General features: G+C 34.4%; 15 protein-coding genes. 13 read left to right on the forward strand and 2 right to left on the reverse strand.

Annotated elements, in window-relative coordinates:
- Positions 1–34 precede the first annotated feature (34 nt).
- From rpsM to ABWU28_RS01100, 10 genes are all read left to right on the forward strand, one after another.
- Positions 35–403 carry a 30S ribosomal protein S13 gene (gene rpsM / locus ABWU28_RS01055; RefSeq protein WP_007302553.1) on the forward strand — a complete coding sequence of 123 codons (369 nt, stop codon included), beginning with the start codon at positions 35–37 and terminating at the stop codon, positions 401–403.
- Between the two features lie 24 nt (positions 404–427).
- Entirely contained in the window at positions 428–814 is a 387-nt protein-coding gene (gene rpsK, locus ABWU28_RS01060) for a 30S ribosomal protein S11 (RefSeq protein WP_006012273.1), read from the forward strand.
- 20 nt (positions 815–834) lie between these two features.
- Positions 835–1902, forward strand: coding sequence for a DNA-directed RNA polymerase subunit alpha (locus ABWU28_RS01065; protein ID WP_353275367.1), 1068 nt, complete (start codon positions 835–837; stop codon positions 1900–1902).
- A 7-nt stretch (positions 1903–1909) separates the two neighbouring features.
- The gene (rplQ, locus tag ABWU28_RS01070) at positions 1910–2338 is read left to right on the forward strand and encodes a 50S ribosomal protein L17 (RefSeq protein WP_010404731.1); all 429 of its coding nucleotides are present in this window, start codon (positions 1910–1912) and stop codon (positions 2336–2338) included.
- A gap of 11 nt (positions 2339–2349) precedes the next feature.
- Positions 2350–2703, forward strand: a complete 354-nt coding sequence (locus ABWU28_RS01075) for a YraN family protein (protein ID WP_010404733.1) — start codon at positions 2350–2352, stop codon at positions 2701–2703.
- Between the two features lie 38 nt (positions 2704–2741).
- A complete protein-coding gene (gene atpH, locus ABWU28_RS01080) occupies positions 2742–3290 on the forward strand; it encodes an ATP synthase F1 subunit delta (RefSeq protein WP_007302557.1) in 549 nt (182 codons plus the stop codon).
- Positions 3287–4828: a F0F1 ATP synthase subunit alpha gene (gene atpA, locus ABWU28_RS01085; protein ID WP_007302558.1), complete on the forward strand. Its 1542-nt coding sequence runs from the start codon at positions 3287–3289 to the stop codon at positions 4826–4828. The genes atpH and atpA overlap by 4 nt, the downstream gene beginning before the upstream one ends.
- 9 nt (positions 4829–4837) lie before the next feature.
- Positions 4838–5332 carry a transcription elongation factor GreA gene (gene greA / locus ABWU28_RS01090; protein WP_007302559.1) on the forward strand — a complete coding sequence of 165 codons (495 nt, stop codon included), beginning with the start codon at positions 4838–4840 and terminating at the stop codon, positions 5330–5332.
- A gap of 3 nt (positions 5333–5335) precedes the next feature.
- Positions 5336–5980 (forward strand): 3,4-dihydroxy-2-butanone-4-phosphate synthase, encoded by a 645-nt coding sequence (ribB, locus tag ABWU28_RS01095; protein ID WP_007302560.1) that lies wholly within the window; start codon positions 5336–5338, stop codon positions 5978–5980.
- A gap of 71 nt (positions 5981–6051) precedes the next feature.
- Positions 6052–7341 carry a M48 family metalloprotease gene (locus ABWU28_RS01100; protein WP_353275371.1) on the forward strand — a complete coding sequence of 430 codons (1290 nt, stop codon included), beginning with the start codon at positions 6052–6054 and terminating at the stop codon, positions 7339–7341.
- A gap of 1 nt (position 7342) precedes the next feature.
- Here ABWU28_RS01100 and ABWU28_RS01105 read toward each other — a convergent pair whose 3' ends face one another.
- A complete protein-coding gene (locus ABWU28_RS01105) occupies positions 7343–7678 on the reverse strand; it encodes a TrbC/VirB2 family protein (protein ID WP_007302562.1) in 336 nt (111 codons plus the stop codon).
- A 95-nt stretch (positions 7679–7773) separates the two neighbouring features.
- Entirely contained in the window at positions 7774–8508 is a 735-nt protein-coding gene (gene fabG / locus ABWU28_RS01110; RefSeq protein WP_353275373.1) for a 3-oxoacyl-[acyl-carrier-protein] reductase, read from the reverse strand.
- Between the two features lie 422 nt (positions 8509–8930).
- On the opposite strand from fabG, the gene ABWU28_RS01115 reads away from it, so the two are divergent.
- The 3 genes from ABWU28_RS01115 (at position 8931) to ppdK (ending at position 14350) form a co-directional block, all read left to right on the forward strand.
- Positions 8931–9887, forward strand: coding sequence for an IS5 family transposase (locus tag ABWU28_RS01115; protein ID WP_213863789.1), 957 nt, complete (start codon positions 8931–8933; stop codon positions 9885–9887).
- A gap of 651 nt (positions 9888–10538) precedes the next feature.
- Entirely contained in the window at positions 10539–11495 is a 957-nt protein-coding gene (locus ABWU28_RS01120; protein ID WP_213863789.1) for an IS5 family transposase, read from the forward strand.
- 200 nt (positions 11496–11695) lie between these two features.
- Positions 11696–14350 (forward strand): pyruvate, phosphate dikinase, encoded by a 2655-nt coding sequence (ppdK, locus tag ABWU28_RS01125; RefSeq protein ID WP_353275699.1) that lies wholly within the window; start codon positions 11696–11698, stop codon positions 14348–14350.
- Positions 14351–14523: the final 173 nt, after the last annotated feature.

The following is a 14523-nucleotide window of genomic DNA, read 5'->3' on the forward strand; positions in this document are numbered from 1 at the left end:
TAAGAGTTATTATTAATAAAGTATCGAGGTATCAGTGGCACGTATTGCAGGCATAAATGTTCCAGTGAAGAAGTGTGTTCCTTTTGCATTAACTTATATACATGGTATAGGTATTACTACTGCGAATATAATTTGTCGTAGCTGTAAAATTGATGAGCGTAAGCGTGTTTTAGAATTACAAGATGAAGATATAGAGAAAATTAGTAGTTTTATTAGGCAAAAATATGTCATAGAGGGTGAGCTCAGAAAAAAAGTAGCTATGGATATAAAATCTTTAATGGAAATCGGTTGCTATAGAGGATTAAGGCATAGAAAAGGTTTGCCTGTGAGGGGACAAAGAACCCATACTAATGCTAAAACTCGTAAAGGCAGATCTAAATTGCCTATTGCTGGAAAAAAATAAAATTTGTTATTATCGTGAGTTTTTATGAAAAAAGTTAAAACGGTTGGTAAGAATACAAAAAGGTTTATTACTGGTATTGTCCATATTCGTGCAACTTTTAATAATACTTTTGTAAATGTGACTGATGTTTGTGGTAATACGCTTTACCAGACTTCTGTTGGTGCATGTGGTTTTTCTGGTTCGAGAAAATCCACACCTTATGCTGCAGGTAAGGTTGCCGATTCTGCTGCGAAGAAAGTAATAGAGAGATTTGGTATGAAGGTTGTTTCTGTAATAATTCGTGGTCCTGGTTTTGGTGCAGAAGCTGCAGTTAAAGCACTTCGGAATTGTGGATTGACTGTCACTTCAATTGCAGATAAAACGGCGATACCTCATAATGGGTGTAGACTAAGGAAAAAAAGAAGAGTATAGGATATTTGGAAGGTTTTTGTATGTATTATAGTGATAATGTCTCTTTCTGTGGAAATTTAGATAGATTAACTAAGCCTAATGCGATTAAGGTAATATCAGGTGATTCAAGTAAAAAAAGTGATATAGTTCTAGAACCTTTGGAAAGTGGTTTTGCTTTAACGTTGGGTCATGCATTAAGGCGTGTAATGTTGTCTTCTCTTCGCGGTAGTGCTGTTTATGGAATAAAAATTGAAGGCGTGAATCATGAATTTACTTCGATCCAAGGAGTTAGGGAAGACATAACTGATATAGCATTAAATATGGGCATGTTGAGATGTAAGTTAAATAACACGTCTAATAAGTGCTTAAATTTGAGCGCTAAAGGGCCTTGTCAAGTATTAGCTGGAATGATAGAAACTGATGACCAATGCTCTATTGTTAATAAAGATTTGGTGATATGTACACTAGGTCAAGATGTGGAGCTTAACATTACTATATATATTGCTAGTGGAAAAGGTTATCTTTCTGTAAATAAATATAAAGAAAATGAATTTTTAAAGTCTATGAATGAACAAGATTTAATTGGTTTTATTCCAGTTAATGCTTTATATAGTCCTGTTGAGAGGGTTTCGTATAGAGTAGAGAATAGTCGTGTTGGTCAAGTTACTGATAAAGATAAGCTGATATTGTCAATTGAAACTGATGGTACAATCTCTCCAAGTCAAGCTGTTGACTATGCTGCAAGAATATTACAGGAGCAATTTCAGCCTTTTATTAGTTCTGATATGAGTTATAAAAAATCGCAAGTTTCTTTGTCTAGTGGTGCTAAAGATTTGGGCTATGATCCTGTTCTATTGCGTAAAGTAGATGAAATGGAATTATCTGTTAGATCTCATAACTGTCTGAAAAATGAAAATATCACTTATATAGGTGATCTTGTGCAAAAGACGGAAGTTGAAATGTTAAGAACTGCTAATTTTGGCCGAAAGTCTTTGAATGAAATCAAGGCAATTTTAAATAATTCAGGTTTGTCTTTGGGTATGAATATACCAAATTGGCCGCCTAAGGATATAGATGAACTGGCTAAACAACATGCTGATGAGGATTAGGTAGTATATGAAACATGGAATAAAGAAAAATAAACTGTCTCGTTGTACCGAGCATAGGTTATCAATGTTAAAGAATCTATCTATCTCGTTAATTAATCATGAGCAGATTGTAACTACTTTACCAAAGGCTAAAGCACTTCGTCCATATGTGGAAAAGTTTATTACAATTGCTAAGAATAACGATTCTTTACATGGTAGAAGGCTTTTGCTTTCACGTCTTCATAATAGTAAGTTAGTAGTTGATAAATTATTAAGCGTTCTAGCTAATCGTTATCAAGACCGTAAAGGTGGATATTCTAGAATAATAAAATTTGGTACTCGAAAGGGTGATTGCGCTCCAATGGCAGTGATAGAGCTAGTTGATAGAGATATTTCAGCAAAAGGTGAGATTTATAGTAAAAATAAAAAAGGAAGCAAAGTAGTTACACAAAGCTAATTATTCTTTTTATGGTAAGTAGGTTACGCTATTTTGTAGGTTACTTTGGAGAATTGTTAGTTTCGATATATTTAAAGCTGAAATTCTATAATGTTATAAAACGTCGCTTCCGTTGTAAGTTGGGTGAAATTGACTTAATTGTATCTAAAAAAAGGGAGCTGATTTTTATAGAGGTTAAAACAAGTTTATTTGGAAAAGAAGTACCGATATCTCATTTTCAGTGTCAGTCTATTATAAATTCTTCTAAATATTTCTTAAGTAAAAATCTTGATTTTTTAGATTATTCAGTCAGATATGATTTATGTTTTCTTTCCTTAAGGAGAAGACCTATTTATATAAAAAATGCTTGGATTGAACAATGGTAGCTAAAATAATTTAGATTTACTAGAACAGGTAATTGAATATGAAAAACAATAATTTAGTTTCATCTTATGCTAGAGCACTGTTTCATGTCTCAGGAAGCAGATTAGGTATTATAAGAAAAGAAGTAGAATTTTTGTTAGCTTTTTTTAAAGATCAAGATGTTTTTGTGTATCTATCTCATCCTATGGTTTCTCTTTTGCACAAAAAAGAAGCGATACTTTCTATAAAGGAGAACTTGAGTGAAAACTTAGTCAAATTTATTATGGTTACACTTGCAAACAAGCGCTCCCGTTTATTAATCCTTATATTAGAAAAATTCTTAAATCTTGTAAGGGAAAGTGAAAATGAATTGGAAATTACTATAAAATCAGCAGAGATTTTAAAGAAACCTGATATAAAAATAATTACTGAATCTTTGAACTTTCTTGGTAAAATAATAAAAGTCAGTCATGTGGTTGATCCTTCTATACTAGGTGGCTTTGTAGTTAGGTATGGTTTTAACGTGATTGATGCTTCGCTTAAGAGTTATTTGGATAGATTGGTTGATTTGAGTAAAATGGAAATGTTGAAAATAAGGAATTGTATATGAAGAATAGCATAAATGCCTCTGAAGTAGTAAACATAATAAAAGAGAAGGTTGAGACATTTGATAATCCTATAAAACGAGAAAATATAGGTGAAGTAATTTCAGTAACGGATGGTATCACATTGGTCTATGGGCTGGAAAAAGCAAAGTTTGGTGAAAAGGTATCTTTTGCAAGCGGTGTAGAAGGAATAGTTCTTGATTTAGATCATGATACAGCTGGAATAGTTGTGCTTGGCAATGACCGTGATGTAAAAGAAGGGGACGTTGTAAAATGTAGTGGTGATGTTGTACAGGTGCCTGTAGGTCATGAATTATTAGGGAGAGTTGTAAATGCATTAGGCGATCCTATAGACGATGGCGGAGAAATTAGAGCCAAGAACAAAATGTATATAGAATCTAAAGCGCCAGGTATTATTGACCGTAAATCTGTGCATGAACCTCTGCAGACAGGAATTAAAATTATAGATTTGTTGATTCCTATAGGTAGAGGGCAACGTGAATTAATTATTGGCGATAGACAAATTGGTAAAACCACTATTGCGATTGATACTATTATCAATCAGAAGAAGATTAATGATGAGGTAAACGAAAATCAAAAAATTTACTGTGTTTATGTTGCTATTGGACAAAAAATTTCGACAGTAGCAAAAGTGGTGAATAAGCTAAAAGAAAGTGGAGCATTAGAGTATACAACCGTAGTTGTGGCTAGCGCATCTGACTGCGCGCCTATGCAATTTTTAGCACCTTATACCGGTTGCACTATTGGAGAATTTTTCCGTGATAATGGAATGCATTGCTTGGTGGTATATGATGATTTATCTAAGCATGCTGTGGCATATAGGCAGATGTCCTTATTGCTTAGACGTCCTCCTGGTCGTGAAGCTTATCCTGGAGATATATTCTATGTACACTCTCGCTTGCTTGAAAGAGCTGCCAAAATGTCTGATGAAAAAGGACAGGGATCTTTGACTGCTTTGCCGATTATTGAGACTCAGGCTGGCGATGTATCTGCATATGTTCCAACTAATGTGATTTCAATTACCGATGGACAAATTTTTCTTGAGTCTGAATTGTTTCACAAAGGATTTCGCCCTGCAGTGAATATAGGTTTATCGGTTTCTCGGGTTGGCTCTGCTGCACAATTGAAATCTGTGAAAAAAGTTGCTGGTTCTATAAAGCTGAGTTTGGCCCAATATAGAGAACTGGAAGACTTTGCTAAATTTGGTTCTGATCTTGATGCTACTGTTCAATTGTCCTTAAACAAAGGTAAATACCTTATTGAATTATTAAAGCAAAAACAGTATTCACCTATGCAAATAGAAGAGCAAGTATTGCTTATGTATATCTTTTCTAATCTGTATGGTCAATTAAATAAGGTACAGGTGAGCAACATCAATAGGTTCGAGTGTGATCTTATCAATTATTTTCAAACTGTTCACCCTGGAGTTTTAAAAAAGTTGTCAGGTGACATGAATGATGATATAAAAGATGATATTCTTGGTATTGTGAGTGATTTTGTCACTCAATTTAATTGCGTTTAGGCGGTGATTATGACTTCATCCATTGTTAACAAGTTTCCTATTACAAGGGAAGGTTTTGAGAGTATGCAAGTCGAACTTGAGAAATTAAAGGAAGAAAAACCTTCTATCATACAGGCTATTTCTGATGCTCGTGATCAAGGCGATTTATCAGAAAATGCAGAATATCATGCAGCACGGGAGAGATTAAGTTTTATTGAAGGCCGTATAATTGAGGTAGAAAGTAAACTTTCACATGCAGAAGTGATAGAAGTAAAAAATTTGTCTGGTGATACAGTAATGTTTGGTGCAACTGTTACGGTAAGCATGCTCGGTGATGATAACAGTGAAATTGAATATGTTTATAAGATTGTAGGTGGATATGAAGCTGATGCTTCAAAGCAATTGATCTCTACGGATTCACCACTCGGTAGTGCTTTAATTGGCAAAAAAGTTGGTGAGTATGTGGAAGTGATAGTGCCAAATGGAGAGAAATTGTATAAAATAGTTAAGATTGAGTTTAAGTAAATCATGGTACAAGTAACTTATCCTTCAATTAGTCTACCCGGTATTTCTTCTGTGGAAGATGTATTGAGGGATGCTAGTTCTGGTAAATTATTCATTTTAGTTGACGATGAAAACAGAGAGAATGAAGGTGATCTGATTGTATTAGCTGAGAAATTAGAGCCAGAACATGTGGCTTTTATGGTTAGATACGGTACAGGGATTGTTTGTTTAGCAATGACTAAAGTTCACATGAAAAGGTTAGGCCTTAGTTTCATGGAAAAAAAAAATGTTGGTGAAAATCATACTGCTTTTACTACATCAATTGATGCACGTTATGGTATTACTACGGGTGTTTCAGCTGAGGATAGAACAAAAACTATACATGTTGCTATTGATAAAAATAGAACTCAGGATGACATTATAACTCCCGGTCATATTTTTCCTGTGATTGCACATGAGGGTGGAGTAGAGCAACGTGCTGGTCATACTGAAGCAAGTGTTGAGATAGCTAAGTTAGTGGGATGTAATCATTCTGCAGTTATTTGTGAATTAGTGAATGATGATGGCTCTATGATGCGCTTACCCCAGTTGCTTGAATTTGCTGAACAACATAATATTAAGTTAACTACCATTGATAAACTTATCAGTTACGTTCAAAATTTAAACTAGCGTTTATAGATTCGTATAGTTTAAGTGTTAAAATACAAAATTCCTCAAAGTTATACAAACAAGGAATTTCCATGTCTAAGCTTTTTGTTTTACTATTTTTTTTCGTATACTGTAATAGCGCTTACTCTGTTAGTATTATTAGAGATAGTGAAGTGGAAGCGGTAGTTAAGGATCTAGCGCAACCTTTATTTTCTGCTGCGGATATTGATAATGATAAAATAAAAGTTTTTATAGTTGATGATAGATCGATTAATGCTTTTGTAATTAACAATAATAGCATTTTCATTCATTTAGGGCTTTTACAATATTCGACTGAACCTTATGTCTTACTTAGTATATTAGCACATGAAATTGCTCATATATCTGCTGGTCATGTATTACAAATGAGTAGTGCTGTAGGTTATTTTCAATCAATAGCAATGATTAGTTATATGGTAGGATTAGTTTCTAGTATTGTCATTAACCCTCAGGTTGCGAGTGCAATCTTGCTTAGTGGTGTAACGCTTAGTTCAAGGTTGTTTTTTAACTATTCTCAAGAGCAAGAGAGTGTAGCAGATAGCTATGCTTTAAGATACCTAGATGAATCTGGCTATGATAATTTGGGTATGAAAGAGATTTTTGACTATTTTAAGAGTATTGAGCATGAAAACACTGAAGAGTATTTCCGCACTCACCCACTTAGTGATAAGCGTATATTTGCTGTACAGAATTATAAGGTTAAAAACAATATAAAACCAATCCTTGCAGATAAATTGCTGAAGTTTGAGCGTATGGTTGCAAAGCTAGACTCTTTTTTTGCTCCTATTCATGTGTTATCTAATAAATATGAAGGTAGTTCTAAGTATGTAAATGCTGTAATTCACTATAGGCAAGGAAAGATAGAAGAGGCTATTACTAAAGTTAATTCATTGATTCAAGAGTCACGCAATGATCCTTATTTATATGAATTAAAAGCGGAGATGTTATACAAAGCTGGAAATTTAAGTGAAGCAATAAAAATGTATGAAGAATCACTTAGATATTTATCTGAGAAGAATAACTATTTAGTGAAACTTGCGTTATCTCATACTTTATTATTACACGGTGAAATAGAGAAGGCAATTTTTTACCTAGAGCAGGTTGCAAACGTAGAAACAAATAACGCCTTTGTCTGGAAGTATTTAAGTATTGCATATAAACGTAGCGCTGATATGGCAATGTATTATTTTGCTTTGACGAAAAAGGCTTGTATTGAAGGTAATTTAGACAAATTTATGAAGTACGCTGAGTTAGCTATTAAAACTTTACCGAAAGACAGTCATTATTTGTTACAGATTGAAGACATGAAGGAACAATACACACAAAAACATCCTGATTTTTAAGTTATTTTTCCCCACACTTGCTCAACATACTATCTTGTTTAATGCTATCGGGTATAATTTTCATTATAATCGCTTTGGCACCAAAAAATACACCACAAAACATACCTAGGGCAAAGAGAGCTGGCCATGGCATTCTACCAAATATTGCAAGCAAAGCTGCACCTATTATGACTACAGTCATAAGTGGCCCACCTATTCCCCAAATATAACCAATAATATTGCATATTACTTGGGCAGTTGTATCATCTATATCAGTAGCAGCATTTGCGTAATCTGAAAAAGAGAGAAACAGCACTATACACAAAGCATTAAAAAATTTTTTTATTATATAGCTCATTCTTTTGCCTCCAAGTAATAAACTAACGCGAAAATAAATTTATATATATACTTATTGTAAAGTAAAACTTATAATTTGTCCATAAATAAGTGTTGCTACATAAATAGCCCACCATTGATGTTAAGCACATGTCCCGTTATATATTTTGCCTCATCGCTTGCTAAAAACAATACTCCTGCTGCTATTTCTTTTCCTGTTCCCATTCTTTTCATTGGGATGTTATCTAATATTTTTTCCTTTTGTCCTTCATTTAAAACTTCAGTCATTTTAGTATCTATAAATCCAGGAGCAATGCAATTTACTGTTACACCGCGACTTGCAACTTCTTTTGCTATAGATTTGCTCATAGCTATTATTCCAGCTTTTGATGCTGCATAATTTACTTGCCCGGCATTTCCTGTCAATCCTACTATTGAAGAAATATTTATGATTCTTCCCCAATTATTTTTAATTAATTTCTTGCATGCTTCTCTATTTAGCTTAAATGTGGAGGTCAAATTAATATCAATCACCTTTTGCCATTCTTCATCTGTCATTCTCAACGCCAAACTGTCTTGTGTAATGCCTGCATTGCATATGAGTCCATCAAAGCCTTTCATCAACTCACTTGCTTTATTTATTAGTTGATTTACCTCTTCAGAATTTGATAAGTCGCAAGGAAGTACGTGAATGTTTTTTTCATATTTTTTAGCAACTTCTTCGAGTACTTCTTTTTTTGTACTAGAAATACATAAAGTTGCTCTGGCCTTATGCATAATTTCTACAATTGCCTGGCCTATTCCGCCTGATGCACCAGTAATCAGAAATTTCTTATTCTCTAATCCAAACATAATAATTTTTATTTGTTCCAGCTCTTAACAGAATATTAAAAGACTTGCAATAGATTTTTTGCATAACTTTCATTTAATAGAAGCTTCTTGATAAATCTTGTGTTTATTGGCGAAATTATGGCGGCTGCATGCCTTTTTTTATTTTTTTCTATTCAGCCTAAACACGCTTCGTTTAAGCGTTAGCACATTATCAATTACAGTAATAAAATCAGCACCATGTGGATTCTTTTGCCTTTTTTTGATTGGTAAATTTCTTAACACTTATAGCTAAAGTAATTTAAGAGAGCCAGCGCGTGACTAGTTCTTATTACTTGATCAGTCTTCTGGATCCCAGCAGGCTTTGTTGCACCACTCAAGGAAAGAACAGGCAGTTACTGATGGAATTTGTTATAAAATAGATATTTAGCCGACAAAGGAAAAATATGCCAATAAGAATGAAAGTCAGTAACTGCAATGAATATAACAAATTTCTTCAAGAAAGGGGAAATGTTTTTCATTATATCAACGATGCCATTGAAAATTGGTACGAAAATAGTCCAAAAGTAGCAGGTGGCAACAATGTCTACAGCGACAAAGTAGTGATTCTAATTCACATAATAACCTATCTATTCAGGATTGGTCTTAGGCAAACAGTGGGATTTATAGAGAAATATCTTGAGCAAATAGGGAAAATTTTGCAAATTATCAGCTATTCGCAGGCTTCAAGAAGGTTTAAAAAGCTTAATATCAAAATCAACGACTGCAGAGTTGATAAGAACGATATGGAAGATATTGAAATTGCTATAGATAGTACAGGTATCAGCATCTACAATAATATTCCAGGCCATAGTAAGGCAAATGGTACAGATAGAAAGTATCGCCGCTATGAGCAAACAAGAAAGCTACATGTAATGCTAGAGATAGGTAGTAAAAAAGTTATAGCTGCAAAATACAGTAGTGGAGTTTATTCCGACCACTATGGAGCCTGTGATCTTATTGAAAGAGTGGATACCAAGTATAACATAAGCACGATATATGCAGATAGGGCATATAATCGAAAGAAGTTATACAAACTGTGCGATGAGCTTGACATAAAGACAAGGATTCCTCCGCAAAATAATGCAGTAGAGCATCCAAAGTTGGATTATATGAATGAGAGAAATTCTACAATCAAGCTCATAAAGTCATATGATGAAGATGGTATGAAGAGGTGGAAAAAAGAGATAAATTATTGGAAGAGATCTTATATAGAAAGTTTTTTCTCGCGACTGAAGCAAATATTTGGATTTAGTTTTAGGAATAAATCTGAGATTAATCGTGAGAAGGAACTGCTACTCAAGTGTTATTTGCTTAACAAATTTACTGAAATAGGCATGGCTAAGTTTGATATAGCTTCATGAATTTATTATACATTACCCACTATCCGAAGAGCTGTGCAACAAAGCCATCCCAGTGTCTGGGCACTGGGATGACAGGAGTGTGAGATAAGGCTACATTCATACTCTAACAGGTATGACGGTGTCATTCCAGCACTTGATGCTGGAATCCAGAAGTCTTTACTATAAATAAGCATATTGAGCACAAAATTATGCTAAAACACAACGTTTTTGTTGAGATTATGGACGAACTGGATTCCAGCGGGCTTTGTTGCATCGCTACCTATGAAAGGCTAACTATACAAGCAACTTATTGAAAATCTTATTTTTTTGCAGTCAATCTGATCAAATTTAAGAATAGTAATTTATTGTTTGTATTAGTAAATTTAATTCTACTTAAAATAGCTAAAGCATTGAAATTCTTGAATTTTAGCTAGATTAGTGAATGGTAGTAAAATTTCTTTTACTCAAATTTAGATATTCACTGACCGTCCTTACTATAAATGCTAGAATAATAAGCTACTGATATTCTTCATCTTTTTTATCTTTAATCCGCCGTAGATAGCGATGCAACAAAGCCATTCCAGCGGGCTTTGTTGCACCACTCAAGGAAAGAACAGGCAGTTACTGATGGAATTTGTTATAAAATAGATATTTAGCCGACAAAGGAAAAATATGCCAATAAGAATGAAAGTCAGTAACTGCAATGAATATAACAAATTTCTTCAAGAAAGGGGAAATGTTTTTCATTATATCAACGATGCCATTGAAAATTGGTACGAAAATAGTCCAAAAGTAGCAGGTGGCAACAATGTCTACAGCGACAAAGTAGTGATTCTAATTCACATAATAACCTATCTATTCAGGATTGGTCTTAGGCAAACAGTGGGATTTATAGAGAAATATCTTGAGCAAATAGGGAAAATTTTGCAAATTATCAGCTATTCGCAGGCTTCAAGAAGGTTTAAAAAGCTTAATATCAAAATCAACGACTGCAGAGTTGATAAGAACGATATGGAAGATATTGAAATTGCTATAGATAGTACAGGTATCAGCATCTACAATAATATTCCAGGCCATAGTAAGGCAAATGGTACAGATAGAAAGTATCGCCGCTATGAGCAAACAAGAAAGCTACATGTAATGCTAGAGATAGGTAGTAAAAAAGTTATAGCTGCAAAATACAGTAGTGGAGTTTATTCCGACCACTATGGAGCCTGTGATCTTATTGAAAGAGTGGATACCAAGTATAACATAAGCACGATATATGCAGATAGGGCATATAATCGAAAGAAGTTATATAAACTGTGCGATGAGCTTGACATAAAGACAAGGATTCCTCCGCAAAATAATGCAGTAGAGCATCCAAAGTTGGATTATATGAATGAGAGAAATTCTACAATCAAGCTCATAAAGTCATATGATGAAGATGGTATGAAGAGGTGGAAAAAAGAGATAAATTATTGGAAGAGATCTTATATAGAAAGTTTTTTCTCGCGACTGAAGCAAATATTTGGATTTAGTTTTAGGAATAAATCTGAGATTAATCGTGAGAAGGAACTGCTACTCAAGTGTTATTTGCTTAACAAATTTACTGAAATAGGCATGGCTAAGTTTGATATAGCTTCATGAATTTATTATACATTACCCACTATCCGAAGAGCTGTGCAACAAAGCCATTCCAGCGTCATGCGCTGGAATGACATCATAGAGGTCATTGAGATGACAGAAAAGAGTACTGGAATGAAAGGAAAAGAGGCTATTTAATTGTGCTGAATTTTACAAAATTTATTACTCCTGCCTGACAAATTTATTAGAATAGTATGTATAGTATGTTTATTAGTGAAAATCCGAAAAAAATGCAAGAAAAGTTAATATATTACTTTAGCCAAAGCAACTGTGAAGGTAATGCAGCAATGAGAAATCTACTAGGAGGGAAGGGAGCAAATCTGGCAGAGATGTGTAACATTGGCATTCCTGTTCCACCTGGTTTTACAATTTCCACTGCTGTTTGTCAGGCCTATTGTCAGGATAATGAATTGTCTTGTGATCTACGTAACGAGATAAAAAACTACATGACGATGCTCGAAAATGACATCGGTTGTAAATTTGGGGATTTAAATAATCCCTTATTAGTTTCCATACGCTCTGGTAGTGTTAGTTCAATGCCGGGCATGCTTGATACTATTTTAAATGTTGGTCTCAATGATGAAACCGTTGTTGGTCTTGCAAAAAAAAGTGGCGAACGTTTTGCTTACGATAGCTACTGCCGTTTCATCATGATGTACTCCAATGTTGTACTACAGCTTGATCATCACCTATTTCAAGATGTTATTGATAATGAGCAGCAAAAGAGTGGAGCAAAAAGCTTAGCTGATCTTGATATTAATGTTTTAAAGAAAATTGTTAATGATTTTAAAGAGATAGTATGTGAGAAAGTAGGAAAAAATTTCCCGCAGAACGTTGAAGAGCAATTGTTAAACTCAGTTAATGCAGTATTTGCCTCTTGGAAAAATGATAGGGCTGTTTCCTATAGAAGAATACATAATATTCCTGAAAACCTTGGAACAGCGGTCAACGTGCAAGCAATGGTTTTTGGTAATTTAAATGATAATTCTGCAACCGGCGTGATATTTACACGTAATCCTTCAACTGGAGAAAAAAAGCTTTTCGGTGAGTTTTTAGTTAATGCTCAGGGTGAGGATGTGGTTTCTGGTGTTTATACTCCTATGCCAATTGACGGGGAGCAAGAAAGTACCATGGAGAAGTTGCTACCAAGTGTCTACCGAGAATTATGCGCGGTATGTGAAAAACTTGAAAGGCATAATAAGGACATGCAGGATATCGAATTTACTGTACAGGACGGTAAGTTATGGATTTTGCAGACTAGGTCTGGCAAGCGCACAGCCGAAGCTGCTATTCGCATAATAGTTGATATGGTAAACGAAGGAGCGATTACAAAAGAGGAAGGAATATTGAGAATTGATCCAAAAACTTTTGACAATTTATTGCATCCAGTTCTTGATGTTAAAATCGATCAAGAAGTAATAGGCAAAGGACTGCCAGCTTCTCCAGGTGTTGCTTCTGGATATGTAGTATTCAGTGCAAGTGATGCTGAAAAAGCTGCAGAGCAGGGTAAAAAAGTAATTTTGGTAAGATCAGAGACGAGCCCTGAAGATATTAATGGAATGAATGCTGCAAGTGGAATAGTAACAGCGCGAGGAGGTATGACCTCGCATGCCGCTGTTGTAACTCGTGGAATGGGTAAACCATGCATTTGTAGTCTAAATGGACTTTATATTGATAAAGATGAAAAATTTCTTTCTATGGGGGATATAAAAGTAAATAAAGGTGAATCAATCACCATCAATGGAGGAACAGGAGAGGTTATGCTTGGTATTCTTCCTACAATTTTGCCTGAATTATCTCAAGAATTCAAAACGATAATTAACTGGGTAGATGAAATCAAAACAGTGAAGGTGAGAGCGAATGCTGATACTCCAAAAGATGCAAAAATTGCAAAAGAATTCGGTTCAGAAGGTATAGGATTATGTCGCACAGAACATATGTTTTTTGCTAGTGATAGAATCGAATTCATTCAAAAGTTGATAATAGCTGATGATGAAAATGAAAGGACAAATGCATTAAATAAACTCGAAGAAATGCAAAAGTCTGATTTCAAAGAAATATTTTCTATTATGGAGGGCAGGGAGGTTACTATACGTTTACTTGATCCACCTCTACATGAGTTTTTGCCCCACAATCAATCTATTATAGAGAAAATTGCCAAATCACTGAATAAGTCAGTTGAATCAGTAAAAAATAAAATAGCACAGTTATCAGAAAAAAATCCAATGCTTGGCCATCGAGGTTGTAGACTTGCTATTTCTCATCCTGAAATATATGGCATGCAAATTAGGGCAATACTCAGTGCTGCAAGTGAATTAAGGAAAGAAAAGAAGATAGAAGTGAAACCTGAAATCATGATTCCTTTTATCATGAGTGAGAAAGAGTTTATTCTGATATGCGAGTTAATAAAGAAAGAAGCCGAAAATTTCGATGTGAACTATTCAATTGGAACGATGATAGAACTGCCAAGAGCAGCACTTATTGCTGACAAACTCGCAAAACACGCAGAATTTTTTAGTTTTGGCACTAATGATTTAACACAAACAACTATGGGACTTTCACGAGATGATTCAGTTAATTTCCTCGATTCTTATAAGGAAAGCAACATATTCAAAAACGATCCCTTTGAGGTGCTAGATGTCGAAGGGGTAGGGGAATTAATCAGAATAGCTATCGAAAGGGGCAAAAAAACCAGAAAAGAAATTAAACTTGGTATATGTGGAGAGCATGGAGCGAATCCACAGTCCATAGAGTTTTTCATCAAATCAGGGGTTGATTATGTGTCATGCTCGCCTTATAGAGTACTGGTTGCAAAATTAGTGGCAGCACAGCTTAGCATAAGTTTGTTGGGTAAATAGCGATAACTAACTGTGCGAACATAGATTCCGCTAACAAGTAGCGGAATGATGATTTTTCAAATTGTCGATAAATCTAAGTCAGTTTAGCTATTTTGCTGCTGCTTTTTCTTTTCTTAATATCTTAAGGAAAGATTGACTTTTTGTCTAAAATAATATAGGATAAAATAATAGTG

The sequence above is a fragment of the Wolbachia endosymbiont (group B) of Pilophorus perplexus genome (assembly GCF_964028155.1).
Classification (GTDB): Bacteria; Pseudomonadota; Alphaproteobacteria; order Rickettsiales; family Anaplasmataceae; genus Wolbachia.